At 66.4% G+C, this 26,316-nt stretch carries 29 protein-coding genes and 1 tRNA gene; 17 read left to right on the top strand and 13 right to left on the bottom strand.

Annotation, left to right across the window (positions count from 1 at the left end):
* Window positions 1-4: 4 nt before the first annotated feature.
* From DES52_RS06905 to DES52_RS06880, 6 genes are all read left to right on the top strand, one after another.
* Entirely contained in the window at window positions 5-694 is a 690-nt protein-coding gene (locus tag DES52_RS06905) for an HAD family hydrolase (RefSeq protein ID WP_110886055.1), read from the top strand.
* 225 nt (window positions 695-919) lie between these two features.
* Window positions 920-2,155: an MFS transporter gene (locus DES52_RS06900; RefSeq protein WP_110886054.1), complete on the top strand. Its 1,236-nt coding sequence runs from the start codon at window positions 920-922 to the stop codon at window positions 2,153-2,155.
* 97 nt (window positions 2,156-2,252) lie between these two features.
* Entirely contained in the window at window positions 2,253-2,744 is a 492-nt protein-coding gene (locus tag DES52_RS06895; protein WP_110886053.1) for a DUF421 domain-containing protein, read from the top strand.
* Between the two features lie 192 nt (window positions 2,745-2,936).
* Window positions 2,937-3,974, top strand: a complete 1,038-nt coding sequence (locus tag DES52_RS06890) for an ABC transporter ATP-binding protein (RefSeq protein ID WP_110886052.1) — start codon at window positions 2,937-2,939, stop codon at window positions 3,972-3,974.
* Window positions 3,971-4,774, top strand: a complete 804-nt coding sequence (locus tag DES52_RS06885; protein WP_110886051.1) for an ABC transporter permease — start codon at window positions 3,971-3,973, stop codon at window positions 4,772-4,774. The genes DES52_RS06890 and DES52_RS06885 overlap by 4 nt, the downstream gene beginning before the upstream one ends.
* Window positions 4,771-5,556 carry an ABC transporter permease gene (locus DES52_RS06880; protein WP_110886050.1) on the top strand — a complete coding sequence of 262 codons (786 nt, stop codon included), beginning with the start codon at window positions 4,771-4,773 and terminating at the stop codon, window positions 5,554-5,556. The genes DES52_RS06885 and DES52_RS06880 overlap by 4 nt, the downstream gene beginning before the upstream one ends.
* A 55-nt stretch (window positions 5,557-5,611) precedes the next feature.
* On the opposite strand, the gene DES52_RS06875 is transcribed toward DES52_RS06880, so the two are convergent.
* A complete protein-coding gene (locus DES52_RS06875) occupies window positions 5,612-6,094 on the bottom strand; it encodes a hypothetical protein (protein WP_110886049.1) in 483 nt (160 codons plus the stop codon).
* 122 nt (window positions 6,095-6,216) lie between these two features.
* Between DES52_RS06875 and DES52_RS06870 the strand changes: the two genes are divergently transcribed.
* From DES52_RS06870 to DES52_RS06860, 3 genes are all read left to right on the top strand, one after another.
* Window positions 6,217-6,738 (top strand): hypothetical protein, encoded by a 522-nt coding sequence (locus tag DES52_RS06870; RefSeq protein WP_146237209.1) that lies wholly within the window; start codon window positions 6,217-6,219, stop codon window positions 6,736-6,738.
* A 144-nt stretch (window positions 6,739-6,882) separates the two neighbouring features.
* On the top strand, window positions 6,883-7,086 hold the full coding sequence (locus DES52_RS06865; RefSeq protein WP_245900776.1) for a DUF1540 domain-containing protein: 204 nt from the start codon (window positions 6,883-6,885) through the stop codon (window positions 7,084-7,086).
* A gap of 154 nt (window positions 7,087-7,240) precedes the next feature.
* A complete protein-coding gene (locus tag DES52_RS06860) occupies window positions 7,241-8,827 on the top strand; it encodes a phosphoenolpyruvate carboxykinase (protein WP_110886047.1) in 1,587 nt (528 codons plus the stop codon).
* Window positions 8,828-8,872: 45 nt separating this feature from the next.
* On the opposite strand, the gene DES52_RS06855 is transcribed toward DES52_RS06860, so the two are convergent.
* On the bottom strand, window positions 8,873-9,388 hold the full coding sequence (locus DES52_RS06855) for a hypothetical protein (protein WP_342767070.1): 516 nt from the start codon (window positions 9,386-9,388) through the stop codon (window positions 8,873-8,875).
* A gap of 66 nt (window positions 9,389-9,454) precedes the next feature.
* Here DES52_RS06855 and pdxR point away from each other — a divergent pair, with 66 nt between their 5' ends.
* Entirely contained in the window at window positions 9,455-10,909 is a 1,455-nt protein-coding gene (pdxR, locus tag DES52_RS06850) for a MocR-like pyridoxine biosynthesis transcription factor PdxR (RefSeq protein ID WP_110886046.1), read from the top strand.
* On the opposite strand, the gene DES52_RS06845 is transcribed toward pdxR, so the two are convergent.
* Both DES52_RS06845 and DES52_RS06840 read right to left on the bottom strand, forming a co-directional pair.
* A complete protein-coding gene (locus tag DES52_RS06845) occupies window positions 10,849-11,151 on the bottom strand; it encodes a hypothetical protein (protein WP_110886045.1) in 303 nt (100 codons plus the stop codon). The two genes, pdxR and DES52_RS06845, sit on opposite strands and share 61 nt — an antisense overlap.
* Window positions 11,148-12,353 carry a class I SAM-dependent rRNA methyltransferase gene (locus DES52_RS06840; RefSeq protein ID WP_110886044.1) on the bottom strand — a complete coding sequence of 402 codons (1,206 nt, stop codon included), beginning with the start codon at window positions 12,351-12,353 and terminating at the stop codon, window positions 11,148-11,150. The genes DES52_RS06845 and DES52_RS06840 overlap by 4 nt, the downstream gene beginning before the upstream one ends.
* Before the next feature lie 133 nt (window positions 12,354-12,486).
* On the opposite strand from DES52_RS06840, the gene DES52_RS06835 reads away from it, so the two are divergent.
* Complete coding sequence (locus tag DES52_RS06835; RefSeq protein WP_110886043.1) at window positions 12,487-13,002, top strand: hypothetical protein; 516 nt, start codon at window positions 12,487-12,489, stop codon at window positions 13,000-13,002.
* A gap of 10 nt (window positions 13,003-13,012) precedes the next feature.
* Here the strand turns inward: DES52_RS06835 and DES52_RS06830 are convergent, their stop codons facing one another.
* Window positions 13,013-13,504, bottom strand: coding sequence for a peroxiredoxin (locus DES52_RS06830; protein WP_110886042.1), 492 nt, complete (start codon window positions 13,502-13,504; stop codon window positions 13,013-13,015).
* A 79-nt stretch (window positions 13,505-13,583) separates the two neighbouring features.
* Between DES52_RS06830 and tilS the strand changes: the two genes are divergently transcribed.
* Window positions 13,584-15,146, top strand: a complete 1,563-nt coding sequence (tilS, locus tag DES52_RS06825; protein ID WP_281268560.1) for a tRNA lysidine(34) synthetase TilS — start codon at window positions 13,584-13,586, stop codon at window positions 15,144-15,146.
* Between the two features lie 4 nt (window positions 15,147-15,150).
* On the opposite strand, the gene DES52_RS06820 is transcribed toward tilS, so the two are convergent.
* From DES52_RS06820 to DES52_RS06810, 3 genes are all read right to left on the bottom strand, one after another.
* A complete protein-coding gene (locus DES52_RS06820) occupies window positions 15,151-15,837 on the bottom strand; it encodes a metallophosphoesterase (protein ID WP_110886041.1) in 687 nt (228 codons plus the stop codon).
* 67 nt (window positions 15,838-15,904) lie between these two features.
* Window positions 15,905-15,981: transfer RNA gene (locus tag DES52_RS06815), tRNA-Pro, on the bottom strand.
* 89 nt (window positions 15,982-16,070) lie between these two features.
* Window positions 16,071-16,538, bottom strand: coding sequence for a RecX family transcriptional regulator (locus DES52_RS06810; protein ID WP_170130930.1), 468 nt, complete (start codon window positions 16,536-16,538; stop codon window positions 16,071-16,073).
* A gap of 220 nt (window positions 16,539-16,758) precedes the next feature.
* Between DES52_RS06810 and rpsT the strand changes: the two genes are divergently transcribed.
* Entirely contained in the window at window positions 16,759-17,043 is a 285-nt protein-coding gene (rpsT, locus tag DES52_RS06805; RefSeq protein WP_110886039.1) for a 30S ribosomal protein S20, read from the top strand.
* Here rpsT and DES52_RS06800 read toward each other — a convergent pair.
* Window positions 17,040-17,504 carry a hypothetical protein gene (locus DES52_RS06800; RefSeq protein ID WP_110886038.1) on the bottom strand — a complete coding sequence of 155 codons (465 nt, stop codon included), beginning with the start codon at window positions 17,502-17,504 and terminating at the stop codon, window positions 17,040-17,042. The genes rpsT and DES52_RS06800 overlap by 4 nt on opposite strands.
* A 57-nt stretch (window positions 17,505-17,561) precedes the next feature.
* The gene (locus tag DES52_RS06795) at window positions 17,562-18,404 is read right to left on the bottom strand and encodes a DegV family protein (RefSeq protein ID WP_110886037.1); all 843 of its coding nucleotides are present in this window, start codon (window positions 18,402-18,404) and stop codon (window positions 17,562-17,564) included.
* Window positions 18,405-18,537: 133 nt separating this feature from the next.
* Here DES52_RS06795 and bshA point away from each other — a divergent pair, with 133 nt between their 5' ends.
* The gene (bshA, locus tag DES52_RS06790) at window positions 18,538-19,656 is read left to right on the top strand and encodes an N-acetyl-alpha-D-glucosaminyl L-malate synthase BshA (protein ID WP_110886036.1); all 1,119 of its coding nucleotides are present in this window, start codon (window positions 18,538-18,540) and stop codon (window positions 19,654-19,656) included.
* A gap of 10 nt (window positions 19,657-19,666) precedes the next feature.
* Here the strand turns inward: bshA and DES52_RS06785 are convergent, their stop codons facing one another.
* From DES52_RS06785 to sucC, 3 genes are all read right to left on the bottom strand, one after another.
* Window positions 19,667-20,227, bottom strand: a complete 561-nt coding sequence (locus tag DES52_RS06785; protein WP_110886035.1) for a hypothetical protein — start codon at window positions 20,225-20,227, stop codon at window positions 19,667-19,669.
* Window positions 20,228-20,361: 134 nt separating this feature from the next.
* The gene (gene sucD / locus DES52_RS06780; RefSeq protein ID WP_110886034.1) at window positions 20,362-21,273 is read right to left on the bottom strand and encodes a succinate--CoA ligase subunit alpha; all 912 of its coding nucleotides are present in this window, start codon (window positions 21,271-21,273) and stop codon (window positions 20,362-20,364) included.
* Window positions 21,273-22,418 carry an ADP-forming succinate--CoA ligase subunit beta gene (sucC, locus tag DES52_RS06775; RefSeq protein ID WP_110886033.1) on the bottom strand — a complete coding sequence of 382 codons (1,146 nt, stop codon included), beginning with the start codon at window positions 22,416-22,418 and terminating at the stop codon, window positions 21,273-21,275. The genes sucD and sucC overlap by 1 nt, the downstream gene beginning before the upstream one ends.
* Window positions 22,419-22,556: 138 nt before the next feature.
* Here sucC and DES52_RS06770 point away from each other — a divergent pair, with 138 nt between their 5' ends.
* From DES52_RS06770 to DES52_RS06760, 3 genes are read left to right on the top strand one after another with little or no spacing between them, the layout of a single operon-like run.
* The gene (locus tag DES52_RS06770; RefSeq protein WP_170130929.1) at window positions 22,557-23,648 is read left to right on the top strand and encodes a GGDEF domain-containing protein; all 1,092 of its coding nucleotides are present in this window, start codon (window positions 22,557-22,559) and stop codon (window positions 23,646-23,648) included.
* A 43-nt stretch (window positions 23,649-23,691) separates the two neighbouring features.
* The gene (locus tag DES52_RS06765) at window positions 23,692-25,791 is read left to right on the top strand and encodes an ABC-F family ATP-binding cassette domain-containing protein (protein ID WP_110886031.1); all 2,100 of its coding nucleotides are present in this window, start codon (window positions 23,692-23,694) and stop codon (window positions 25,789-25,791) included.
* A gap of 18 nt (window positions 25,792-25,809) precedes the next feature.
* Complete coding sequence (locus DES52_RS06760) at window positions 25,810-26,259, top strand: hypothetical protein (RefSeq protein WP_110886030.1); 450 nt, start codon at window positions 25,810-25,812, stop codon at window positions 26,257-26,259.
* Window positions 26,260-26,316 lie beyond the last annotated feature (57 nt).

Here is a 26,316-nt window from a genome sequence, read left to right as displayed (position 1 = left end):
CGGCGTGCCTTCTCCCGACGCCTCCTTTTCGTTCGACGCCGTCCTCTTCGACCTCGACGGCGTCCTCATCGATTCCGAAGGCTTGTCGGGACAGGTGCTGCTGAGTCTGCTCGGCGAGCACGCCTTGCCGTTCACGCACGAGGAGTTTTCGCGCCGCGCGGTCGGCGCGTCCTTTCCCGTGCTGTTCGAGGGGCTGGAGCGCGACTTCGGTTGGGTGCGCCCGAACGGAATCGACGCGCGGATCGACGCGGGCCTCGCGGCGGCCTTGACGTCCGTACCCGCCATCGAAGGCGCGGCGGACACGCTGCGCGCCCTCGCTCGGCGAGGCGTGCCGTTCGCCGTCGCGAGCAACTCGCGGCGAGACCGCCTCGACCTCAAGCTTCGGGCGTCCGGACTCGATGTGCTGCTCGACGGGCGCTCGTTCGACTCGTCGATGGTAGGCGGCCGCGGTAAGCCCAACCCCGACTTGTACGCCTTCGCGGCGGCGTCGCTGGGAGTGGACGTCACGCGATGCCTCGTGATCGAGGACAGCGTTCCCGGAGCCACGGCGGGCGTTTCGGCGGGCGCCACCGTGTGGGGCCTTCTCGCGGGCGGGCACGTGCACCCGAACTCCGCGCTCGAGTTGGAGCGCGCGGGCGTGCAGCGCACTTTGCGCAGCCACGAGGAACTGCGCACGTCGTTGAACCTCGAGTGAAGTCCATTACGCCATCGTGCTCAAGACAAGTCGCGCTCGATTCGGTAAGGTCGTGACACCTCCTTTTCGGGGTGATGTCACCATGCCAACAGTCGCCTGACGAACTTCAACTCGAACCGCGCGAACGCTCGCTCGTGCCCGCGTGACGGCCCTCACGGCGCCGTCCTGCATGGTGTGCGGCGCGCCCTCGTCAGTCCTGTCGGACCGCCTCACCCTGGAGTCTTCATGTCTGTTGCCCACGCCGCTCGGCGCGCTTTCCTGCTGCAGGAATTCGCCGTTTCGCTCGCCTTCGCCCTCGCGTTCACCGCGCAAGGGGTCTACCTCGTCGAGAGCTTGAAGCTGACGCCGCTTCAACTTGTGCTGATCGGCACGGTCCTCGAAGCCTCGTGCTTCCTCCTCGAAATCCCCACGGGCGTCGTCGCCGACGTGTACAGCCGTCGACGCTCCGTCCTGCTGGGCTTCACCTTCCTCGGATTGTCGTTTCTCGTCGTCGTGCTGGGCGGCGACTTTCTCGCCGTGCTGCTCGCGCAGGTCGTCGCCGCGCTCGGTTACACCTTCCTGAGCGGCGCGCAAAGCGCGTGGATCACCGACGAGGTCGGCGAAGCGAACGTCGGCGCCTTGTTCTTGAAGGGCGCGCAAGTCGGGCGAGTCGGATCGCTGCTCGGCCTTGGGCTCGCCGCGTGGCTCGGGCAGGCGAGCCTCGCCTTGCCGCTCCTCGGGGGGGCGGGCGTGCTGCTCGCGCTCGCGGGCGTTCTCGCCTTCATGATGCCCGAGTCGAACTTCTCGCCGCGCCGCGGCGAAGGCTCGGCGTGGCGAGCGATGGCCAGCACCTTCCGAGAAGGAGCGCGGACCGTGCGCGTCCGTCCCGTCTTGCTCGCCCTGATCGGCGCGGCCGTTTTGTACGGAGCGTCCACCGAAGCGCTGGACCGCTTGTGGCAACTCCATCTTCTCGAAAGCTTTGATCTGCCCGACTTGCTGGGACTTCGGCCCATCGCGTGGTTCAGCTTGCTCGGCGCGGTCGGGACCTTCGTGAATCTCGTCGTCACGCGAGCGTTGCAGCGCCGCTTGGAGACGAGCGACGTGCCGCGTATCGCTCGACAACTCACGTGGATCGGCGCGCTCGGCGCGGCGGCGGTGCTCGCCTTCGCGCTCGCCGGACACTTCTGGTGGGCCGTCGCGGTCTTCCTGGCGGTCGGTGTGCTTCGGGGTTTGTACGAGCCCTTGTATCGAGCATGGCTCAATCAAGGATTGGACTCTCGGGTGCGGGCGACTGTTCTCTCGATCGCCGCGCAAGCCGACGCGCTCGGTCAAGTCGCGGGCGGCCCCGGTGTGGGCGCCTTGGGCAACGCGTGCGGCGTGCCCAGCGCGATCGGCGTGTCGGCCTTGCTGCGCCTGCCCGTCTTGCTCGTGCTCGCGTGGGGCGCGCGCCGCGCCATGAAGACCGCTCCGGCCACCGATTGACGTTCGGCGCCGACGCGCCGCGAGCGACCTCCGCGTGCGGTCACTTCGTTCATGCCCTTCACGTCTGCCCGCACGAGGCCCTCGTCATACTTTCGGTATGAACTGGTCGCAAGTGTTCGGGCCGGACGTGCCGCTTTCGGAGACGGTCGTGCGCGGAACGGTGATGTACCTCGTGCTGTTCGCGCTGCTGCGCTTCTTGCAGCAAAGGCAGGCGAGCAGCTTGTCCGTGACGGACCTGCTCGTGGTGGTCCTCATCGCCGACGCGTCGGGCGGCGCGATGGGCGGCGCCGCCAACTCGGTGTGGAACGGCGCCGCGCTCGTCGGCACGATCGTCTTTTGGAGCTGGTGTCTCAACTGGCTCGCGTTTCGCTACAAATTCTTCGACCGCCTCATCCACCCGCCCGCCTTGCCGCTCGTGAAGGACGGAAGAATCGACCGCCGCAACATGCGCCGCGAGCTCATCACGATGGAAGAGCTCATGACGCAGGTGCGGCGTCAAGGATTGGAGCGCATCGAGGACGTGGCCGCCGCCTACATGGAAGGCGACGGCAACATCAGCGTCATTCCGAAAAGCGGCCTTCGTGGCTGACGACCCTCGCACGCCCTTGAAAGCAGCCGACCAAAGGGACGCGACGCCTCGTAGCGCTCGCGCATCACTTCCGACATCACCTGAGTTCAAACCTCCGACGCTCGGTCACTCCTGCCAGGCGATGCGCCGATTGGCGTACCACTTTCACCTCAATCTGTTGACGACGTACACTGAACTTCTTCGGAGGACGCCATGACCGTAGTCGAGCCTCAACCCCAAGTGCTGTCCGCCTCGCCTCCCTCCGCCGTTCGCGTGCGCGATCTGCGCAAGTCGTACGACGTCACCGAGAAGGAAGGCGGCTTTCTCGGGTCGTTGAAGTCCTTCGTGAATCCCAAGACCCGCAAGGTGGAAGCCGTGCGCGGCGTGAGCTTCGATCTTCAAGGCGGCGAAATGGTCGGCTTCCTCGGGCCGAACGGGGCAGGGAAGACCACGACCCTCAAAATGCTCGCGGGCCTCCTGCACCCGTCGGGCGGTGAGTTGAGCGTTCTCGGGCACCGACCGCAAAAACGTGAGACGGCCTTTTTGAAGAACATCACCCTCGTGATGGGCCAAAAGCAACAGCTCATCTGGGACTTGCCCGCCCTCGACACCTTCCTCGTGAACCAAGCGATCTACGAAGTCCCCGACGACGCGTTCAAGCGGACGATGGCCGAATTCTCGGAAGTGCTCGACCTCGAGCCGATCCTCAAGAAGCAGGTGCGCAAGCTCAGCCTCGGCGAGCGCATGAAGTGCGAGCTCGCCGCCGCCTTGCTGCACCGCCCCAAAGTGCTATTTCTCGACGAGCCCACCATCGGCCTCGACGTCAACATGCAGGTGCGCATCCGCGAGTTCATCCGTGCGTACAACGAACGATACGGCGCCACCGTCATCTTGACGTCGCACTACATGGCCGACGTCACGGCCCTCGCCAAGCGCATCCTCGTGATCGACGCGGGTCGCCTCGTCTTCGATGGCGACCTCGCCGAACTCGCCGAGAAGAGCAGCCCGCACAAGACCGTGAAGCTGCAGCTCGGCTCGCCGACTACCCGCGACTTGCTGAGCCGTTACGGCGAAGTCGTCGCGCTCGAGGGCCTCTCGGCGGAAGTCAACGTGCCGCGCGCCGAGGTTTCGATGCTCGCCGCGCGCCTCCTCACCGAACTCGACGTCGCCGACCTCACCGTGGAAGACCCGCCCATCGAAAGCGTCATCGGCCAATTGTTCGGAGCCGAGCGTGGAAACGAACACTTGTGAGCTTCGCGCGCAAACTTCGCGCCGTCTTCGCGACGCAAATCGCCAACATGCTCGTCTACCGCGCCGAGGTGATCATCTGGATGCTGACGGGCACCCTCAGCTTCATCATGATGGCGATCTGGATTTCACAGGCGCGTTCGTCTCCGACGGGCACCATCGGTGGTTTGACGGGCGGCGACTTCGCCTCGTACTTTCTCGGCACGTGGATCGTCGGTCAGTTGCTCGTCGTGTGGGTGGTGTGGGAACTCGACATGCAGGTGCGACTCGGGCAACTCTCGCCGAAGCTTTTGCGGCCCTTCGATCCGATGTGGGAGCACGTCGGGGCCCACATCGCCGAGAAGGTCGTGCGCCTGCCGTTCATGGCGGTCATCGTCGCCGCCATCGTGCTGCTGGTGCCGGGCGCGCACGTCACGGCCGACCCTCTGATGTGGCTGGCCTTCGCGGGCGTCATCACGGTGGCGTTCATGACGCGCTTCCTGCTGGAGTACTGCCTGGGAATGCTCGCCTTCTGGATGGAGTCGGCCACGAGTTTGCAAAACCTCTCCTTCCTCGCGTACGCCGCTTTGGGCGGCATCTTCGCGCCGCTCTCGCTGTACCCGGACGCGATTCGCGCCTTCGCGCTCGTCACGCCTTACCCGTACATGGTGAACCTACCCGCCCGCATGATCTCCGGAACGGCTTCTTGGAGCGATGTCGCGTCAGGCGTCGTCGTGCTGCTCGGTTGGTTGGCCGCGCTCACCACGCTTCGCCTCGTCATGTGGCGGCGGGGCGTCAAGCGGTACGGGGCGGTGGGCGCGTGAAGCGTTACCTGCGGCTCGTCGGCATTTTCGCGGGCGCTTCCTTGAGCGCGCAGATGGAATACCGCGCGAACTTCATCGCGGGGCTGCTCGAAAGCCTCGGTCAAGTTGGCATCGGTCTGCTGACCCTCGTGATCTTCTTTCGCAACGCCTCCACGCTCGGCGGCTGGACGGCGCCCCAAGCGGCCGTCGTGCTGGGGCTGTTCATGCTCACGAACTCGTTCATCGCCGTCGCGCTCGCCCCGAACCTCAACCGTATCGCCGAGAGCGTGCGTCTCGGCACGATGGACTTCACCCTTCTGAAGCCCATCGACGCGCAGTTCCAAGTGAGCACGCGCAACCTCAACGCCTTTCGCATCGGCGACGCGCTCATCGGTGTCGGCATCGTCGTGTGGGGGCTCGTGCAACTGCAAGGCGTGACGGTCGGCGGCGTGCTCCTCGGCCTCGCGCTGTACCTCAGCGCCCTCGTGACGGTGTATTCCATCTGGTTCATGCTCGCGACGACCGCGTTTTGGTGGGTGAAAGTCCAGAACATCACCGAGCTCTTCAACGGCTTCTTCGCCGCCGCCCGTTACCCCGTCGTGGCCTTTCCGGGCGGTATCCGCTTCCTGCTGACCTTCGTCGTGCCGATCGCGTTCATCACGACCGTTCCTGCTTGGGCGGTGCTCGGCGAGCTTCCGCCCGGTTTCGCCATCGCGTCCCCGCTGCTCGCCGTCACGTTGATGGTCGTCAGTCGCCTGTTTTGGCGCTACGCGCTGCGCAATTACACCTCAGCGTCGAGCTGAGCGGCAAGAAGACGCCCCGCTTCCTTCGGGGAGGCGGGGCCGAAACACGACGTTGTCAGTTCGTGGTGTCTCGCGCCGTTTGCCAGCTGAGGGCGCCGCGAAAGGAGCGCAAGCCCTCGGCGAGGACCCAGCGCAGCTTGGCACGTTCCGCGACGGAGAGGGCGCCGCCGGGCGTGACGCTCGTCCAAAACAGCTTGTCGTAGAGGCAGCCGGGACCTTCGAATTCGGCGACGACGCGGCTGTCGCGCGATTTCAGCGAGCGGGCGACGGCCGCGAAAAGCTCCCAGGCGTGCAAGAGGACGTCGTGCGAGATGTCGACGCGGTCGCGCGACAGCCACAAGGCGAGCACGTCGAGTTGCACCGGGCTCGCTGCGGCGGGCGTGAGGTGCAGCGCGTGATCGAGCGCGTATCGATCGGCGTCCTCGGGATGCTCGAAGACGGGAAGGGTCTCTTGAAGGGTCAACATGCCGCCGTCTTCACGCCTCAAAACGTGACCGATTCGGTGATCGAGGCTGAAGGCGAGGCGATGCACGTCCATGAATTCATGGTATCGAATCGGCCGCCGAGGCGGGACAAATGGGAAGGACGTCCCTTGACGTTTCCTTCATGGCCCGTCAAAGTAGAGTTGGTTCGTCGGGATTCTTCGACGCCCTCCTCATCATGCCGAACCTCGACATTCTGCCCGCGTCCGCGCCGCTATCCGACACCGAGCTTTCCTTCGCCTACGGCCTCGCCGGCTCGGCCGTTCTCGCGTGCAAGTTCAATCGTCCGACGCTGCGCGTCAAGGAAGTGCGCGTGCGCCCCCAGCCTTCGCTGCACTTCGTCGCGCGCGCGCAACCCGGGACGCTGCGCGTTCACCGCGCCCTGCTCGAAGAGACCGTGATGACGCAGCTCGCGGGCGTCGCCGCGCGGCAGATCAAGTTCGGGGAAGCGCAAGACGACGGCGCGCTCGACGGCGCGCGGCGCCTGCTGAAGGACGCGGCCGCCCATGAGGACGAGTCGGACGCCGTCGAGGCTTACCTCACGATTCTCCTCGCTCGGGCGCGCGGCGAGTTGCGGCGCGCGTGGGCGGAAGTGGAAATCGTGACGCTCGGCCTTCGAGAGGCGGGCGTCCTCGACGGCGACGCCGTCGAGCATCGCGTTCGTTGCGCTTCGGGCATTCGCTCGGCGACCCTCAATTGAACCTCGTGTCAGCGCGAAAAAACCGAGCGAGTCACTTGGGTTGAACGACCCGCCACAAAGGACGCGCCTCCACATTCGGAGGCGCGTTCGTCGTCCACCCTGAACGCACACGAGGCGGTCGAGCGCCGCCGAAGGAGGACGGGCATGATGCAGGACATGAACCGAGACGGACAACTCAGCGTGGTCGGTCAGTGCGACGTCACTCGATGCCGCTACAACGAGGACCACCAGTGCCACGCGGGGCAGATCCAAGTGTCGATGTCGAGCGAAGGCGCCGCTTGCATGACGTACACGCCGCGCGACGACCGTGGCGCCATGTCGGAGCAACTGCGCGACAACCCGGCTTGAGCCTCGCTTCCAATCCTCGAGACCGATCTGAACTCGGTCTCGCTTTTGTGTTCCTTCGTGAGAAACACCGACGTCTGCGGGGTTGCGCCAAGACGTCTTCATGAGTCAAAATGGCGGTCAACGAACGCTCGTTAGTGGAGCGATGGGAGGACGCATGACGACCGCATTGGAGCGCAACCTCGACGAACTCGGCATTCACGGTGCCGTGGCGCACTTCAACCTCAACGCCCCGAAGCTGTACGAAGCGGCCCTGCGCCTGGGGGAAGGCACGCTCGCGCTGGAAGGCCCCCTCGTCGTTCACACCGCGCCGCACACCGGACGGTCGCCGAAAGACCGCTTCATCGTTCTCGACGACGCCACGAAGGACGCCGTGTGGTGGGGCGGCTTCAACACCGCCATCGCTCCCGACGTCTTCGACCGCTTGTACGAGCGTGTCACGGCTTCCCTGAGGGGCGCCGAACTGTTCGTGCAAGACCTCTACGCGGGCACCGACGAACGCTACCGCCTGCCCGTACGCTTCGTGCAGGAAATGGCGTACCACAGCCTGTTCGTGCGCAACATGTTCGTGCGTCCCGATGACGCCGAGCTGCGCTCCTTCCGCCCGCAATGGACGGTTCTCAACGTGCCGTCCTTTCGAGCCGATCCCCAGCGTGACGGCGTCGGAAGCGGCACCTTCATCCTCGTGAACTTCACGCGCAAAATCGTCTTGATCGGCGGCACGAAGTACGCGGGCGAAAACAAGAAGGCCATCTTCGGCGTCTTGAATTTCCTGCTTCCCGCGCAAGGCGTCATGCCGATGCACTGCTCGGCGAACATGGGCAAGGACGGTGACGTCGCGCTGTTCTTCGGCTTGTCGGGCACCGGCAAGACGACCCTCAGCGCCGACCCCGAGCGCCTTTTGATCGGCGACGACGAGCACGGCTGGAGCGACGAAGGCGTCTTCAACTTCGAGGGTGGCTGCTACGCCAAGGTCATCGGCCTCAACGCCGAAGCCGAACCTGCCATCTACGCGACGACCCGCCGTTTCGGCACCGTCCTCGAAAACGTCGTTCTGAAGCCCGACGGCACGCCGGACTTGAACGACGGCAGCCTGACGGAGAACACCCGCAGCGCCTACCCGATCGAGTTCATAGACAACATCGTGCCCGAAGGACGCGGCGGACACCCGAAGAACGTCGTGTTCCTCACGGCCGACGCCTACGGGGTGTTGCCTCCCATCGCGCGCCTCACCCGCGAGCAGATGATGTACCAGTTCATCTCGGGCTTCACGGCCAAGATTCCCGGCACCGAGCAAGGCGTCGTGGAGCCGCAACCAACCTTCTCGACGTGCTTCGGCGCGCCGTTCATGCCTCGGCACCCCGGCGAGTACGCCGCGCTCCTCGCCAAGCGCGTCGAGGAATCGGGCGCGAAGGTGTGGCTCGTGAACACCGGCTGGACGGGCGGCAAGTACGGCGCGGGACGCCGTATGAGCATCGCCCACACGCGCGCCTTGCTGCGCGCCGCCCTCTCGGGCGCCCTCGACGACGTGGCCTTCGAAAAGGAGCCCTTCTTCGACCTCGAAATTCCCACGAGTGTGCCCGGCGTTCCCAGCGAGGTGCTGCGTCCACGCGACACCTGGGCCGATCAAGGCGAGTACGACCGCACGGCCACGAAGCTCGCCGGAATGTTCCGCAACAACTTCAAACGCTTCGCCGACGGCGTCGCGCCCGAAGTGACGGCCTGCATGCCGAACCACGGCTGAACCGCCGCCAGCAGCAAGCCCCGAGCGTCCTGCTCGGGGCTGCTGCTATTTCGCGGTGTCGGGAAGCTCGTCGGCGAACAAGGGCATGTCGAACGCCTCCACGCGCTTGTAGATGGACTCGAGCGCCGACGGGTCGATGCCCGGCGCGGCGAGCGCGAGGCACGTGAGGTAGTGACGGCAGACGTCGTTCACCTTGACACCCAACCGCGACTTTTCCGCGTCCGACAAGAGGCTCTCGAAGGCGTTCGGATCACCGAGCGCGGGGTGGCCGCCGCCGCGAAGCGCCGCTCGCAGGAAGTCCGCCACTTCCGCCGGGTTGTGCCAAAAGCCGAAGGCCGTCTCGTTCGTGAGCCGGTCGATTTCCCGCAAGCCCGCCAGCGGAATCTCCTTGCGCACGAGGGCGCCCGCCAGGGATTGCCGCTCGATACGCTTGCGGGCGTACAAACTCAAAGGCAGCAGCGGTCCGCGCGGAGCCACTCGGCCTCCCACCGCCGAGCGAAGGCGGTAGGCCATCACGTAATCTTGGTATTCACGGAGCAAGGAGGAGACGGGCGGGGCCACCCGCTCATTCTAGAGAGGCCCCGTGAAGGCGAGTGTGGCGATTCACGGCGCACTACACTGAGCGAGGTGCACCTCCTGCCGCCTCGCCCGAACGAAGCCTTGTACCGCCGCGTGTACCGCAGTATGCGCGAAGCGATCCTCGCGGGTGAACTCGCGCCGAGGTCGCGCGTTCCATCGAGCCGCACGCTCGCGCGCGAGTGGGGCGTGGCGCGCAACACCGTTCTCGAAGCCGTGGAGATGCTCGTCGCCGAAGGGTACCTCGTGACGCGTGAAGCGTCGGGAACGTTCGTGGCCGAGCTTTTGGAGCGCGAGCGCCGCGCGCCTCCCGAAGGTCGCTCGCCGCCCCTGGCGCTGTCCTCGTGGGCCCGTCGAGCGATTCACGATCGCCCGTCGGCGGACGCGGGAAAGTTCGACATCGACTTTCGCCTCGGCCGAGTCCCGACGCAGCTCTTTCCGAGCGAGGCGTGGGCCGAGGCGCTCGCTCACCGTGCGCCCGAACTGCGCTTCGGCGGCTACGGCGACGAGCTCGGACCGCTTGTCACGCGTGAAGCTCTCGCCGCCTACCTCGCGCGCGAACGCGGCGTGCACGCCACGCCCGACCAACTCATGCTCACGAGCGGCTCTCAAGGCAGCCTCGACGCGCTCGCCCGCGTGATGCTCGAACCTGGCCGCGTCGTGGCGATGGAAGACCCCGGTTACGTCGCCGCCCGGCGCGTCTTCGAAGCGAGCGGCGCCACGGTCGTTCCTGTTCCCGTGGACGAAGGCGGCTTGATCGTCGAGGCGTTGCCGAGGCAGGCGACGCTTTTGTACGTGACGCCCGCCCACCAATTTCCGACGGGCGCCGCCATGAGCGCCGAGCGGCGGTTGCGCACGCTGGAGTGGGCGCGGTCGGCGGGCGCGTGGATCGTCGAGGACGACTACAACTCGGAATTCCGTTTCGGCGCCCGTCCTCTCACGGCCCTGCAAGGACTCGCGCCGCACGCCGTCATCTTCGTCGGGACGTTCAGCAAGAGCCTCGCGCCCGCCCTGCGCAGCGGTTACCTCGTGGCGCCCCAAGCGGTCGTCGCGACGCTCGCTCGCGCCCGCGCCCTGACCGACCGCCAACCTCCCACCTTGGACGCGCTCGCCCTCGCCGACTTTTTGGAGAGCGGCGCCTTCGCGCGGCACCTGCGCGTCGTGCGCGACGTCGCCGAGGCGCGCGCGAACGTCCTGCTGAGGGCGCTCCAGACGTACCTGCCGTCATGGCGCCCCACGGCAACCGGGGCGGGCTTGCACTTGCACGTCGCTCTGCCGCTCGGCAGCGACGAGGCGGACGTTCGTTGGCGCGCGGCGAGCGTCGGCGTCGGGGTGAGCGTGACGTCCGAGTACGGCGAACTGCCCAGGCCGCCCGGCGTGCTGATCGCTTTCGCCCATCTGCCCGAGCACCGCATTCGTGAGGGCGTCGAGCGGCTCGCTGCGAGTCAGGCGGGAAATTCGCGCGCCAGCCACGCCGCCGAGCCGCCCTCGCGCTCCAGCACCTGACCGCCGAGGGTCACGAAGCGCTCCACGGCCCGACGAGCCTCGTCGGCGTTCACGCCGAACGCGGCGGGCTCCGCCGAAATGCGTCGCAGCAAGTCCGCGACGAGCACGCGCTCGTGCGCCTCGCCGTTGACGCGCACGGTGGCGTGCCACTTCGTCACGAGCCAGTCCAAGGCGTATGCGGCGGGCTCCAGGGTGCAACCGCCGGGATTCGGCGGAATGGGAGGAGACGGAAACTCGATCATTTTTCCACCTTCAGCAACACGCTCTTGAGGTACAAGCTTTCGGGCACCGCCAACATCCACGGATGATCGGCGGGCTGGTACGTCACGGCCACGACTTCCGCTCCCACGTTCGCTTCGCCCGCCGCGACGCGCGCCGCGTCGAGCAGATCGTCCACGCGCAGGTAGTGCGCGCACGTCGAGATCAGCAGATGCCCGCCGTTCGAAAGCATGCGAAGCAGGCTCGCCGCGCCCGTCGTGAACACCCGCTTGGCGTTCGGAACGTCGTCCTTGCGCTTGGCGAGCGTCGGCGGATCGAACACGGCGACGCTCGCCGTTCGCTTTTCCTTCTCGAGCGCCCCGAGAACGTCGAGCGCGTCTCCGAGCCGCACGCCGACGAGGCGCTCCACGGCGTTGTCGCGCGCGCAGCCCTCCAAGACGCCGAGCGCCACGTGGTCCTTGTCGACGGCCAGCGTCTTCGCGCCCGCCTTCGCCGCGTGCAAGCTGAAGGTGCCGGTGTAGCTGTACACGTCGAGAAAGGTATCACCGGGATTCACGAGCGAGCGCAGCAAGCGGCGGTTGTCGCGCTGATCGAGGTAGAAGCCCGTCTTTTGGGACGTCGTCGGGTCGAAGGCGAGGGTGAGGTCGTCCTCGAAGAACTCCACGCGGCTGGGCAACTCGCCCCACAAGGCGCCCGTTCGAAGCTCCAACCCCTCGCGTCGGCGCTCCACGGTGTCCGAGCGCTCGAACGCGCTCGAAGCGCCCGTGACGCTCGCCAAGGCGTTCAGCACGAGGTCGCGGTGCCGCTCGACGCCCGCGTTTCTGAATTGCACGGACAGCACGTCGCCGAATCGGTCGGCGATCACGCCTGGCAAGCCGTCCGCCTCGCCGTGCACGACGCGCAGAGCGTTGGTGCCCGTCACGCGCTCCTCGCGTCGCCGCAGCGCTTCACGAACGCGCCGCTCGTAGAAGCGCGCGTCGATCTCCTCGCGCTCCAACGTCAGCATTCTCAGGGGGGTGCCACCTTCGGCGTTGAAGTAGCCGCGACCGAGAAAGGTGCCGCTCTCGGCGTGCACGTCCACGATCGAGCCGGGCGCGATGCCCGCGTCGGCTTCTAAGATGTCTCCGGAATGCCCGAACGGATAGCGACCCAGAACACGCCGCTCGCGGCCCGCTTTGAGGCGCACTTTCGGCGCGGTGGACGGGCGTTTGGTCGTCTCTTTCATGCGGGGAGTATACGGGCTGCCCGCTTCGTGCTTGGAGACGCGCGTCGCCAAGCACCTCGCAGACCGCAGACTTTAAGAATTTTTTCAGGCGTTCATCGCCCGTCACGAAGGCGGGCCGCATACTGACGAAACGATGAAACGACTGATTGCCGCGACTCTGCCGCTCGCCCTCGCCGCCTGCGGCGTCATCCCCTTGCCTTCCCAGCGCATCGGCGACTTCGAGGTGACGCTGCCTCCGAGCCGTCCCGACGCGTCGATCGTCGTGTACACCAAGGAAAACCGCTTCGCCGACACGACCATCCCGACCGTGTTCAGCCGCGTTCAGCTGTCGGGCAACGCCGTGTACAGCGGGCTCGGAACGGTGAGTCGAGCCGACGTCTACGTGCGACCGAGCTTGCCGTCCGCGACCGAGGCCTGCCAAGACCTCGGCGCGTACTTCGTGTGCGACGCGACCGCCGAGACGGCCAACCGCATCGGGAGCCTCACCCTCGGCGCGAACCGCTCCGGGCTGTTCTCTCTCGGCGGACCGTCCCTCGACGTCGCCGCCAAGAACCGCCAAGGCTATTTCGGCGTGCGGCTGCTCGAAGGCGAGTCGTGGCTGTTCGACAAACTCCTCTTGCGAAACGTCACCGCCAGCGCCCGCCTGTAACCCGCCGCGTTCAACCTCGAACCGCTGGCGGCTCCGACAAGACGTCCACGCGCCGCCGCAAGTCTGCGAGCACTTCGGCGGCGTGCTTGTGGGGATTGACGCGCCGCCAGTGCTGGACGAGACGTCCCTCGGGATCGATCAGAAACGTTTGACGGTCGGCCATGTTGAGCAGTCCCATCAAGCCTCCGATGACGCCGTAAGCGCGCGAGATCGTCTTGTCTCCGTCGGGCAGCAGCGGAAAGCGCAAGTCGCACGTCTCGCGAAACTTCGCCTGCGCCGCCTCCGTGTCGGTGCTGACACCCACGACGACGGCGCCGAGCCGCTCGAACTCGGGCAGGGCTTGTTGAAAGCGAGCCGCCTCGACGGAGCAACCCAGGGAACTCGCGCGCGGATAGAAGTACAGCACGACCCACGCGCCTCGAAGCGTCGACAGTTTCACCGACCGACCGTCGTCACTGCGCGCGTCGATCTCGGGAGCGAAGTCGCCGATCTTGATCGTCATGCGGCCATTGTAGAAGGCCCTCGGCGGCGCGACGGTGCGAAGAGCGAAGGTCGGTTCGCCGTGGGCTAGACTGGCGGACGTGGAGAGCTTGGAGACGTCGCTCGCGCCGTATCGCGACCGTCGCTTGCTGCTCGGCCTCTCGGGCGGCGCGGATTCCGTGGCGATGCTGCGCGCCTTGCTGCGCGTCGGCGCGGTCGTGGCGGCCGCTCACCTCGACCACGGTCTACGAGCGTCCTCGGCCGACGACGCTCGCTGGGTCACAGAACTCTGCGCTTCGCTGAACGTGCCGTGCGAAGTGCGCCGCGTGGACGTGCGCGCGGTCGCCGAGAAGCGCCGTGAAAGCTTGGAGGTCGCCGCGCGGCGCGTGCGCTACGACTTTCTCGCCCGCTCGGCCAAGGCGGCCGGCGCCGACGTCGTCCTGACGGCGCACCACCGAGGCGATCAAGCCGAGACGGTGCTGCACGAAGTGCTGCGCGGCGAGCACGCCACCCTCGGCATTTCACGGCGGGCGGGTCGCGTGGAGAGACCGTGGCTGCACGTGTCGCGCGCCGAGATCCGCGCGTACCTGGCGGCGCTCGGGCAGCCGTGGCGCGAGGACGACAGCAACCGCGACGTGACGTTCACGCGCAACTGGTTGCGGCACGAGATCTTGCCGAGCCTCACGGAGCGCTTCCCGAACGTCGAGGTGGCCCTCGCGCGCCGCGCCGACTGGGACGCGGAGGACGAACGCGTCCTGAGCGACCTCGCCGCGGCGCTTCCCGAGGACGCCGACTTCTCGCGCGAACCGCTCGGCGTTCTTCGCCGATTCGTCGCCTCGCGCCTACGCGCCTCGCGCCTGACCTTTCACGCCGCTCACGTCGACCGCCTCGCGCACGCCTTGCAAGGCAAAGGCACGACCCACCTCACCTTGCCCGGTCGCCGTGACGTCACGGTCACCAACGGCCGTCTGCACGCCGCGCCGCGTACCTGGCCGATGCCGGCGTTCGATCCGCCTCCCGAAGCGGTCCTGAGGCACCGCCGCCCCGGCGACCGCATCCGGCTTCCCGGCGGCACTCGCAAGGTGAGCGACGTCCTCACGGACGCGAAGGTTCCGCGTGGAGAGCGAGACGTCGTGTGGCTGCTCGCGGTGGAAAGCGACGTTCTGTGGCTCGGCCTCGATCCTCCCGTGACGTCCGTCGCCCTCGGCGCTTCCCCCCGGCCTTGGGACGGCGAGATGAGCGAAGCCTTGCGCGCCGCGCGTGAAGCCTTCGAGGCAGGTGAGGTCCCGATCGGGGCGGTCGTCGTGCGCGGCGAAATTATCGTCGCGAGCGCCGCGAACACGTCGCGGCGCTCGGGGGACATGACGCGCCACGCGGAACTCGAAGTGCTGCGAGAAGCGTCTCACGTGCTCGGAACGCCGTACCTCACCGACTGCACGCTCGTCGTGACGCTCGAACCGTGCCCCATGTGTTTCGGGGCGATCGTGGAGGCGCGGGTCGGACGGGTCGTCTACGGCGCGGACAACGTCAAGATGGGCGCGCTCGGCGGTGTGCGCGATCTCTCTCGGGCCAACTTCGGTCACCGCTTCGAGGTCGTGCGCGGCGTGCGGGCGCGTGAGTGCGGACGGCTGCTCGAAGCCTTCTTCGAGCAGCGTCGCCCCTGAGCCATCACAACACTTGCTTCGGCGTGAACTTCAAGGCGTCCGCCGCGACGAGGTGCGTCGAGACGTCGCCCCAGCGTTTCAGCGACCGCTCCACACCGATGCCGTGCAGGTGACCGTACACGACGCAGGTGGGCCGGTACGCCTCGATCAGGGACGTGAAGCCGCTGGGCGCGAAGTGCAGGTTGCTCGGCGGGTAGTGCAGCATCAGCACCGTGCGGGGCGCGCCCGTGCGGCGCGCGGCCTCCAAGGCGAGGCGCAGTCGTTCGAGTTCACGCTTGTAGATCTTGTCGTCGTCGGGACCGAAATCGTCGCTGCCCGGCACGCTCCAACCGCGCGTTCCGCACACGACGAGGTCGCCGAACGTCAACGCGTCGTTCTGCACGGCGTACATGGAAGGAGGCAGCGAGGCACGCAACTTGCTGATCGAAGGCCACCAGTAGTCGTGGTTGCCGCGCGAAATGACTTTCGTGCCCGGCAACTCGGCCACGCGCTTCAAATCGACGAGGGCGTCGTCGAGCCGCATGGCCCACGACAAGTCGCCGGGCAGCAGGACGAGGTCGCCGTCGCGTACGACGTTTGCCCAGCGTTCGAAGATCGCGTCCGGATGGCCGAGCCAGTTCGAACCGAAGATCGTCATGGGTTTGGAATGCATGGCCGAAAGGTGAAGGTCGGCAATGGCGAACACGCGCATGATGCGGAGCTTTCTCTGTGCGAAGAAGGGTGAACAAGAACGGCCCCCAAAGGGGGCCAGGTTGCTGTGGTCGAGGCGAGAGGATTTGAACCTCCGACCCCTTCGTCCCGAACGAAGTGCGCTACCAAGCTGCGCTACGCCTCGATGAATGACACGCGAGCGTGTCGGTGGTGCCGCACTCGTCATCCGAATGCGGTCAGTAGTCTAGCCGCGCCAGCAAAGCGTGTCAAGCGTCACGGGTCGTCCGGCGCGACGTCGGCGAGTTCCGAGCCGTGCAAGTTGCCGATCACCTCGTAGATGACGCTCACGGCGAAGCCTCGGCGCGCGAGGAACCCGAAGGCCTTGGCGCGCGGATCCTTGGCCCGCAACCACTTGTCGCGGTAGCGCTCCACCAAGCGCGCCGCCTCCTCGCGCTCCTCGTCGTCGCCTCGGGCGCTCACGGCTTCGGCGATGACGTTCTTGTCGACGCCGCGCCTCGCGAGGTCGAACTTCACGCGCATCTTCCCGACCCCTCGGCGCGTCGTGGCTCCTCGCGCGACCGCCTCGTCGTCGATGTAGCCGAGCTCCTTGAGACGGTCGACGACGCGCCTCGACTCATCGGACGACGCGCCGCGCTTGGCGAGCCGCGTCAAGAGCTCGTGCTCGGTGAGGGCGCGCGCCGCGAGCGCCCGAAAGGCGTACTCCATGAAGTCGTCGCTCACTCCGGCAGTGTAACGAGCGGCGGGTCGCGCGACGGTGACCCTTGTCGCGCCCCCCCTCGCTTGATTTCTCCGCGCCGAGTCGCTACACTGGCAAGGCTTTTCATGCCATGGGCGTGGAAGGTGCGCCACTCGGCGCGCGGAGCGGCGAATCGTCGCTTTCGCTCGAGTTCCGCCGACGTCCTCGGCGGGACCGCCTCGCTTCGCGAGAGAAAGGTACATCATGGCCCTACGTCACAAGTCCGCCCAGAAGCGGCACCGCCAAAGCCTCAAGCGCCGTCTGCGCAACCGCTCGAAGAAGAGCACCATCAAGACCTTCACGAAGAAGGCCGTCGAGGCAGCCACGACGAGCGCGGAGAACGCGACCGAGTTGCAACGTCTCGCCGAGAGCCTCATCGACAAGGCCGCCAAGGGCAGCACCATTCACAAGAACGCCGCCGCCCGCAAGAAGAGCCGCCTCGCCAAGCGCATCAACAAGCTGGGCGCCGCGAGCGAAACGAACGCTTAAACGCGGCGTCGATCGACGAAACGAAGCAACGAGAAGGGGAGCGCGTTCATCGCGCTCCCCTTCTCTAACTCGACGTCCCGCCCGCCCGTTTCGCCCGCGCGGTTTTCATCGATTTCGAGCATGCCCGTGAAACGATCGAATTCCACGTTGAGGACGTAGTAGCCGACTTCGCCGCCGCCTTGCAAATTGAGCGCGAAGGTATTGCCCGCCGTGCAAAGGGCGCTCGCCACTTGGCGGTTCGAAGGAGAGTACAGCCGAAGCGCGACTACCCCGCTGCGCGTTTCGCAACGCCCCGTCAAGATGACACGAGCGTTCGCGTCGTACGTTCGGTACGAGTAGTTGTTGACTCCCTGGGCGTTGAACATGTACGTCGGGGTCAAGGAGACATATCCGAGGCGCAAGCCGAAGAAGTAGGCCAGGGCCGCAATGGCAAGTGCGAGAACGACCAGAACCCAGCGCATACCGCCACAGTAAATCACATTGTGAAGTCACGCCGGAAATTCTTCTCACGTTCGGCCTTAAGGAACCGGATAGGCCGCCACGCCGTATGCTCCCGGTCCGGCATACGCACCGACGACCGCGCCGATAAGCTGAATGCGTCCGTGCCGAATGACGAGCTTCGAGCCTTCCAGTGATCTGCGCAGCGCATCGATGCGCTCACGGTCGCGCCCCGCGTAGGCGATGACGAGTCCGATCGGCTGCGAGGCGAATCGTTCCTCCAAGCGCGCCACCATGTCGTCCATGACGTCACGCCCGCGCACGGTGCGGGTCGGGACGATAAGGCCGTTATCGAAGGTCAGGACGGGCCGCACGCCGAGCAGGTTGCCCAAGAAAGCTCGGGCGTACGACAAACGCCCGCCGCGCCGCAAGTACTCCAGCGACTCCACGGTGAACTCGACGTGCAAGCTTTCTTGCAACGTGCGCAACTCGGCCAGAACCTCAATGGAGCGTGCGCCGCTCGCCGCGAGCCGAGCGGCCGCCAAGACGAGCTCGCCGAGGGGCGCCGTCGCCAATCCTGAATCCACGACTTGCACCCGGCTGTGCAAGTCGAGCGTCTCGACGGCGTCGCGCGCGTGCGCGTACGTTTCGCTGACCTTGCTCGACAAGTGCAAGCTCACGACTTCGTCGTACACTGCCAGCAGGCGACGGTAAACGGCAGCGAATTCGGCGACGGGCGGGGGAGAGGTCGTCGCGACGGCTCCGGATTTCATCTGGGTGTACAAGGAGTCCGGATCGAGCTCTTCCCAGTCGAGCCACTGCTTGCCGCCGAGGTGGACTCGAAGCGGAATCACCGTCACGCCGAGTTGCGAAAGTTGAGCGAGGCCGAGGTCGCACGTGGAATCGGTGACGATTGCGATCATGAGTCAAGGAAAGTATACGCTCATGCCGTCCACACCACGATTGTAAGGGGAGCACGCAAGACGTCGGCAGCTCACCTCTATGATCTTCGCGCATGAGTGACCTCGTTCCCAGCTCGGCCTCGGGAAGCATCACGTGAACATCGCCGTTCTCTGCCACGCTTCCGCGGGCGGGTCGGGAGTCGTCGCCACGGAGCTCGGTCTGCTCGTCGCCGAGGCGGGGCACAGCGTACACTTCATCGGAAACGCCATGCCGTTTCGCTTGTCGAATCACAAGCTGAGCGACGGGCCGTACTTTCACCAAGTCGGCAGTTACGCGTACGCTTTGTTCGACCAGCCTTTTCCGGAACTCGCGCAGGCGAACGTCCTCGCCGAGGTCATCTCCGAGCACGGCGTCGACATCACGCACGCGCACTACGCCATTCCGCACGCCACGAGCGCCATTCACGCGCGCGGAATCACGGGGAGGACGCGCGTCATGACGACCTTGCACGGCACGGACGTCACGCTCGTCGGGGTCGACCGAGCCTTTCGGCACTCGACGAAGTACGCGATCGAGCGTTCCGACCGAGTGACGGCGGTGTCACACTTCCTGGCCGACCAAACGCGCGACTTGTTCGACGTGGACGTCCCGATCGACGTGATTCACAACTTCGTCGACACCGACCGCTTCACTCGCAACGAGGACCCGCGTGTTCGCGCTCGTTTCGCTCATCCCGACGAGGCGATTCTCGTGCACGTGAGCAATTTCCGGCCGATCAAGCGCACGCACGAAGTCGTCGAGATCTTCGCGCGCGTCGCGTCCGAGATGCCCGCGCGCCTCCTGATGATCGGAGACGGTCCGGAGCGTGCCCGCGCCTTCGAACTCGCGCAAGCGCTCGGCGTGCTGGGCCGCGTGCAGTTCCTGGGAAGCTTTCCCGACGTCGAGACCGTACTTTCGATCGCCGACCTCTTCGTGCTGCCGAGCGAAAAGGAAAGCTTCGGCCTCGTCGCGCTCGAAGCGATGAGCTGCGAAGTGCCCGTCGTCGCGAGCGACATCGGCGGTATTCCAGAGGTGGTGGCGAGCGGTGAAACGGGCGTGTTGTGCGCTCTGGGCGATATCGACGGCATGGCGCACGCGGCGTTGTCCATCCTCTCCGATTCGCCGACCTACCGCCGCATGGCGAAGGCGGCGCGGCAGCGCGCCCGAGATCACTTCCACCCGAGCCTCATCCTGCCGCGTTACCTGCAGGCGTACGAACGCTTGTTGACGTGACCCGGAAGGCTCAACGAACGACGTTCAAACGGATGGTGGCCGCGTCGCTCAGAACGCTTGTCTTGAGGGTACGGCCGAGTTCCACGACGAGCGCGCTCCATCCGGCGGGCAACGTGACGTTGAGACCGCGCGGCCCGCTCACGGCCGACTCGCGGTTGACGTACACGAACGCGACACTGGCCTTTCCGGCGGTGACGCTCGCTTCGAGCAGACGCTCGTTCTCCTCGCGCCGACCGCTGCTGTTGGCATCGGCGTACACGAACAGGCGCAGTTCGCCCGTCTCCACGCCGCTCGTCGCCGTGACGTTCCCGGCGACACCGGGCCACGTGACCGAGTCGCCCGTGAGCGACCAGCGGGCGCGCCCGCTCGGAGCATCCTCCGGCAGAGCGAGGCGAAACGCGCCGTTCTGAACGGCGGCCGAGGCGACTTCCGAAAGCGGCAAGCCCGCGTTCGAAACAAGCCAAGCGCCGACGCGCGCGTTTCCGGGGAGGTCGTCTTCGATCGAGCCCGACAGCATCAAGGCGTGCGCGCTCGACGTCATCGCCAGCATCAACAAGAGGGCACGCTTCATAGGATAAGTGTAGCACCTTAACTGACTTCAGTCTGAAGTGCATAAGCGTGTCATGAGTATAATGAGAATACCTCCTCTTGGCAACCACGAAAAGGCGCCCTCCAAAGAGGGCGCCCGGAAAGAATCTCAATCGCTCAGGCGCGCTGGGTGAGCGCTTGCTGGATGAGTTCCACGATCTGAGGCATCGTGTCCGCGACGGGCACGTTCGCGTCCTTCATCGCCGTGAGCTTGCTTTCGGCCGTGCCGACGTTGCCCATGATGATCGCGCCCGCGTGCCCCATGCGTTTGCCTGCCGGAGCGGTCCGACCACTGATGAACGCCACGACGGGCTTGCGCATGTGGTTCTTGATGTACTCGGCCGCCGCTTCCTCGTCCGCGCCACCGATCTCGCCGATCAGCACGATCGCGTCCGTCTCGGGGTCCGCCTCGAACATCGGCAAGACGTCCACGAACGTCGTGCCGATGACAGGGTCGCCGCCGATGCCGACGGTCGTCGACGTTCCGACGCCCGCGTCTCCGAGCAACTTCGCCGCTTCGTACGTCAAGGTGCCTGAGCGCGAGATGAGGCCCACGCGGCCCTTGGTCTCGAAAATGCGGTTGGGCATGATGCCGATCTTGCTTTCGCCGCTCGACACGAGCCCCGGGCAGTTGCCGCCGATGAGCCGCACGCCCTTGCCACCGCGCTCACGGCTTTCCTCGTCGAGGTACTTCACTTCCTGCACGGCGCGCATCATGTCCACGGTGGGCACGCCCTCCGTGATCAGGACGATGAGGGGCACGCCCGCGTGCGCGCTTTCGAGCACCGCGTCCGCCGCGCCCGCCGGAGGCACGAAGATGATCGAGCAGTCCACCTCGGCGTCCGCCTGCGCCTCGACGACGCTGTTGTACACCTTCACGCCCTCGTGGACGATGCCGCCCTTGCCGGGCGTCACGCCCGCCACGACCTGTGTTCCGAAAGCCTGCATCGCCTTCGTGTGGTTCGTGCCTTCGCGGCCCGTGATGCCCACCACGAGCACCTTCGTGTTCTTGTCGACGAGAATCGCCATTACTTGTTCGCCTCCGCCGCCGCGGCGTCCGCCGCTTGGAACATGTCGGGATACATCTGGATGAGAGGAGAGTTGACGTCGGCGAGCAGCGCCTTGGCTTCCTCCTCGGCGGTCCCGGCGATGCGCATGCGCACGGGCTTCGTGAGGATGCCTTCGCGAAGCGCTTGGATGACGCCCTTGGCCACTTCGTCGGCGCGCGTGATGCCGCCGAAGATGTTCACGAAGATCGCCTTGACGTCAGGGTCCTTCTGCACGAGCTTCACGGCGTTGTACACGATGTCAGCGCGCGCCCCACCGCCGATGTCGAGGAAGTTGGCAGGCTTGGCGCCCGCGCGATTCACGACGTCGAGCGACGTCATCACGATGCCCGCTCCGTTGCCGAGGACACCGACGTTGCCGTCGAGCTTCACGTACGCGAAGCCGTAGTTGCTCGCCTCGATCTCCAGCGGGTGCTCCGCTTCGAGTTCGCGCCACTCGGCCAGATCCTTGTGGCGATACATGGCGTTGTCGTCGATCTCGAACTTCGTGTCGAGCGCGAGCGGCGTGCCCGACTCGTCCACGAACAACGGGTTGATCTCCACGAGCACCCCGTCCATCTTGAGGGCCGCCTCGCTCATCTTCACCATCATGTCGGCGATCTTGGCGAGATTGCCTTTGAAGCCCGCCTTGAGCGCCACTTCACGCGCTTCGAACGGACGCAGACCCGTCACGGGATCGACGCGGTGACGAATGATCGCCTCGGGCTTCTCGGCGGCGACTTCCTCGATCTCCATGCCGCCTTCGGACGACGCCATCAAGGTGTAGGACTGCACGTTGCGGTCCACGATCATCCCGACGTAATACTCGGTGCCTTTGTCGATGTCGACGGCCTTCGTCACGAGAACTTTCTTCACGGTCAGGCCCTTGATGTCCATCCCGAGAATTTTCTGGCCGTTCTCGTACGCCTTGTCGGGCGTGGGGCTGAACTTCACGCCGCCTGCCTTGCCACGCCCTCCGACGTGCACTTGCGCTTTGACGACCACGGCTTGACCGTAGTCTTGAGCGATGGAGCGCACCTCGTCGGGTGTGTAGGCCACGCGGCCTTCCTGAACGTTCACGCCGAAGCGGCGCAACAATTCCTTGCCTTGGTACTCGTGAAGCTTCAAATCAATGTCCTTCCCGGACGAGCCGCGAGGCTCGCCCCGTCGTTTACCCGCGCCAGTATAAAACACTCGTTCGCTCGCGTGAGCTTTGTGACATGAAGAAGGAAACGGCGCGCTACACTACGAGTTCAGGAAATGGTCATGAACTCACGCGGTCAAAGCAGCGACACGCCGTCGGAACGAGCGTTCACGACGCTCAAACGGCGCGTCTACCGCGTGGCGACGTTGTGCGGCGCCGTCGCCGCGAGCGCCTCGATCCTGCTTGACGTCATTTCGAAACGAGCGTTGACATCCAACGTCGTCGTCATGGCCGCCTTGGGAACGCTGGCATTGTTCGTCCTGTGGTGGCTGGCGGATGCGAAACGTCCCTTGCCGCCCGTCGAACGCTTGGTGATGCTGGTCAACGCCTTCGCCGCCGTCGCCCTGCTCTCCTCCAGCATCGCCGCGCATCAACGCGCTTCGGACGGCTATTGGCTGTTGCTGAGCCTCTCCACGGTGCTGTTCATCGTCTTCGAATTTCGGGAAGCGGCGCGCTGGGTGCTGTCCCTGCTGCTGATCGGCGCGCTCGCACCGCCCGCGACCCTGCTGCTCGTCCACTCCGACGTGTCGGCGCATGGCGCCGCCCAAATCGTCCGAGACTTCCTGACGTGCGCCGCCGCCGCGAGCCTCACCTTCGCCCTCGCGTGGTTCAAGGACCGCCTGCTGGCCGAACGCCTGGATTTCGAGCGCGTGAGAGAACTTGCCTTCACGGACGTCCTCACGGGCGTCGCGAATCGCCGCCGGCTTTACGACGCGTTCGCCACCGAGACGACGCTCGCCGACGCCGGCGGGCCACCTCCGAGCCTCGTCCTGATCGACCTCGACCACTTCAAGTCTTTCAACGACACGTTCGGGCACAACGTCGGGGACCGAGTCTTGAAGGAAACGGCGGCGCTGTTTCGCGCGCACCTGCCTGCGTCGGCACTGCTGGGACGCTGGGGCGGCGAGGAATTCGTTTTGCTGCTGCCCGCCACGACCCTCGACGCGTCCGTCGAGTGGGCGCGACAGTTGCGTGTGCGCCTCGCCGAGCACGACTTCGGCTTGCCGATGCAGGTCACGGCCAGCTTCGGGTGCGCCGAGTACCTCCCGGGAGAAGCGCTGCACGAATGGATCGGGCGCGCCGACGCGGGCGTGTACCGCGTGAAGCGCGACGGACGCGACGGCGTCGACGCCCACGCCCGCTCCGCCGTGTGACCTCGCCACACACGCTCCGCGAGCTTCTTGATACCTTGCGACGGTGCCGACCCTCCTGACGCTCGAAGGCGTGTCGCTAACGCGTGGTGACCGCGTCATCTTGCGCCACGTGGACCTCTCCGTGTCGACGGGCGAGCGCCTCGCCCTGCTGGGGCGAAACGGAGCGGGCAAGACGACGCTGCTGAGCATCTTGGGCGGACACCTCAAGCCCGACGAGGGTGACTTGTGGAAAGCGCCCGACGTGCGCGTCGCCGAACTGCCGCAACAGCCCGTGTTCGAAGGCAACGCGACGGTCGCCGAACTCGTGGCCGCCGCCAATCCGCACAAGACGCGCGAAGCGGACCTCGCCCGCCTCGCCGCGCGCCTCGATGCCGAGCCGCACTTGCTGCCCGTCTGGGCCGAACGGCAAGCGGCGTTCGAGGCGGCGGGCGGTTACCGCTTCGAAGTCGACGCGGCCACCACCCTCGGCGTGCTGGAGTTGCGCGGCTTCGAGCGGCGCGTGGCCAACACCCTGTCGGGCGGCGAGCGAACCCGCCTGGCACTGGCGCTCGCCTTGCTGACCGACCCCGACTTGCTGCTGCTCGACGAGCCCACGAACCACCTCGACGTTCGAATGCGCGAGTGGCTCGAAGGTCGCCTGCTCGCCGCTCGCGCCGCCATCGTCTTGACCTCGCACGACCGCGACTTGCTCGATCGCGTCGCCGCACGCTCGCTCTGGATCGAAGAGGGCGAAGCGAGCGCGTATCCCGGCGGGTACTCGACGGCGCGAGCGGCGAGGGACATCGAGCGCCGCACGCGGACAAGGGCGCACAAGCTCGCGGCGGGCGAGTACGAGCGGCTCGCCGGAAGTGCCGCCCGCGAGCGCCGCTGGGGTCGCCAGGCCGAAGCCCTTCGCAGCCGCGCAGAACGGGTGGACGTCGTCGACGCGCCACTTCCCGAACGCAAGCTTCGCATGCGCCTCCTGTCCGGAGACGCCCGCGCCAAGGTCTTGGTGTGGGCCGAGCATCTTCGCAAGGTGTACGGCGAGCGCGTCGTGTTGCAAGACGTGCACCTCAAGATTCGCCAAGGCGACCGAATCGTACTGCTCGGGCCCAACGGCACGGGCAAGACCACGCTGCTCAAGCTGCTCGTCGGCGAACTCTATCCCGACGGCGCGGACGCGAAGTTGCAGTTCGAGCCGGGCGTCACCGTCGCGTACCTCGACCAGACGTGGCACGGACTGCATCCGGACGCGCCGCTCGGAAAGCAGTTCACGGATCGCTTCGGCGAGGGCCGCGCCCGCGCCCTGCTCGGCCGCGCGAACTTCTCGGGCGAATTCTGGGACCGCTCGCCTCGAGATCTGTCGGGCGGCGAGCGCGCCCGGGCGGGCATCGCCCTCGTCGGCGGCTTGCGAGCGGACCTGCTGCTGCTCGACGAGCCCACGAACCACCTCGACGTCGAGGCGCTCGAGGCGTTGGAGACCGCCGTCACGAGTTACGGCGGCGCGAGCCTCATCGTCACGCACGACCGCCGATTCGCCCGCGACGTCGCCACGCGCGTGTGGCGCATCGAAGACGCTGCCCTCACGGAAACGGCCACGCCCGGCGACCGCCTGAAGCTCGATCCGGCACGCACACTGCAAGGTGACCCGCCGCCACCGCCGCCGCCGCCTCGGCCGCGCGACCGGCTACGACGCGGCGAAACTCGCCTCGCCGACTTGGACGCGCGCCTCGTGCATACCACCTTGACGGGTCGTGAGGAAGCGCGCGTCCGCTCGGAACGCCACGCGTTGAGGCGGCAGTTGTACGACCTGTACGCCGACGTGTTCGGCGCGGACGTCTTCGACCACGAGGTGCGAGAAGGACCGCTGCACGTGCGAGGCGTGAAGACCGGACGCGGCGGCGCCTTCTACGCCCGCCGCGCCGACGGCTGTCCCGGCCTCGCTTGGAGCGGCGAGGAGCTTTCCTGGCAAGGCGGGACCGCCGAACGCTGGTTCGCAGCGCACCTCACGCGCGGCGCGCTGCGCATCTTGTTCGAGCACTGGAACGTGACGTCGGTACGCTTCGCGAACGGGCGCGTCTTGTCGCTCGAAGAGTACGAGCGAACGCTCGACGGCCGAGGTGCGGACGCAGCGCCGAAGTACGAAGGTCACAATTCCAGATAACCCTCTATACTGGGGCGCGTGGAAGACGTACTCAAAGGACGACTCGGCGGCACGGACGGATTCGACGTTCGCTGCTCCCTCGACGGGGACCGCATCGTCGGTCGCGCGGGCGGTAAACTGCACGGTAAGGACATCAACCTCGAAATCACCGAGACGGGCGTCGTGGGCGTCGTCGGAAACGACGACGTCAAAGTCGAGCTGCAAGAAGGCGAGTTGCGCGGTCACGTCGGCCGCGAGCGCGTCACGTTGCGCGGCGTGGACCGCGTCACGGGCTTCTTCGGCGAGCCCATCGTCGGGTGGAACATCCTCGCCCAGCAGCAAGGCCAGAAGTTGATCGGACGTCTCGGCAGCACGGTGCTCGGCAAGGACTTCGAGTTCGACCTCGGGTCCGCTCCCGGCTGGGTCGGCACGCTCGTGGCGGTCGTCGCGTTCTACGCGCTCGAACCTCGCGCCAGCGTCAAGAAGTAATCCGAGCTTCGCGAGGAAAGCGAGAGGAGGCGAACCCACAGGTTCGCCTCCTCTCGC

Origin of the sequence: Deinococcus yavapaiensis KR-236, from assembly GCF_003217515.1 — a bacterium.
Classification (GTDB): domain Bacteria; phylum Deinococcota; class Deinococci; order Deinococcales; family Deinococcaceae; genus Deinococcus_A; species Deinococcus_A yavapaiensis.
Note: the sequence above shows the minus strand (reverse complement) of the source record. Positions and strands in the feature narration are given on the sequence as shown.

Coding starts and splice junctions, on each gene's coding strand:
- DES52_RS06900 (WP_110886054.1), top strand. CDS start 920: ATGTCTGTTGCCCACGCCGCTCGGCGCGCTTTCCTGCTGCAGGAATTC.
- DES52_RS06895 (WP_110886053.1), top strand. CDS start 2,253: ATGAACTGGTCGCAAGTGTTCGGGCCGGACGTGCCGCTTTCGGAGACG.
- DES52_RS06890 (WP_110886052.1), top strand. CDS start 2,937: ATGACCGTAGTCGAGCCTCAACCCCAAGTGCTGTCCGCCTCGCCTCCC.
- DES52_RS06875 (WP_110886049.1), bottom strand. CDS start 6,094: ATGGACGTGCATCGCCTCGCCTTCAGCCTCGATCACCGAATCGGTCAC.
- DES52_RS06870 (WP_146237209.1), top strand. CDS start 6,217: ATGCCGAACCTCGACATTCTGCCCGCGTCCGCGCCGCTATCCGACACC.
- DES52_RS06865 (WP_245900776.1), top strand. CDS start 6,883: ATGATGCAGGACATGAACCGAGACGGACAACTCAGCGTGGTCGGTCAG.
- DES52_RS06860 (WP_110886047.1), top strand. CDS start 7,241: ATGACGACCGCATTGGAGCGCAACCTCGACGAACTCGGCATTCACGGT.
- DES52_RS06845 (WP_110886045.1), bottom strand. CDS start 11,151: ATGATCGAGTTTCCGTCTCCTCCCATTCCGCCGAATCCCGGCGGTTGC.
- DES52_RS06840 (WP_110886044.1), bottom strand. CDS start 12,353: ATGAAAGAGACGACCAAACGCCCGTCCACCGCGCCGAAAGTGCGCCTC.
- DES52_RS06835 (WP_110886043.1), top strand. CDS start 12,487: ATGAAACGACTGATTGCCGCGACTCTGCCGCTCGCCCTCGCCGCCTGC.
- DES52_RS06830 (WP_110886042.1), bottom strand. CDS start 13,504: ATGACGATCAAGATCGGCGACTTCGCTCCCGAGATCGACGCGCGCAGT.
- DES52_RS06820 (WP_110886041.1), bottom strand. CDS start 15,837: ATGCGCGTGTTCGCCATTGCCGACCTTCACCTTTCGGCCATGCATTCC.
- rpsT (WP_110886039.1), top strand. CDS start 16,759: ATGGCCCTACGTCACAAGTCCGCCCAGAAGCGGCACCGCCAAAGCCTC.
- DES52_RS06800 (WP_110886038.1), bottom strand. CDS start 17,504: ATGCGCTGGGTTCTGGTCGTTCTCGCACTTGCCATTGCGGCCCTGGCC.
- DES52_RS06795 (WP_110886037.1), bottom strand. CDS start 18,404: ATGATCGCAATCGTCACCGATTCCACGTGCGACCTCGGCCTCGCTCAA.
- DES52_RS06785 (WP_110886035.1), bottom strand. CDS start 20,227: ATGAAGCGTGCCCTCTTGTTGATGCTGGCGATGACGTCGAGCGCGCAC.
- sucD (WP_110886034.1), bottom strand. CDS start 21,273: ATGGCGATTCTCGTCGACAAGAACACGAAGGTGCTCGTGGTGGGCATC.
- DES52_RS06770 (WP_170130929.1), top strand. CDS start 22,557: ATGAACTCACGCGGTCAAAGCAGCGACACGCCGTCGGAACGAGCGTTC.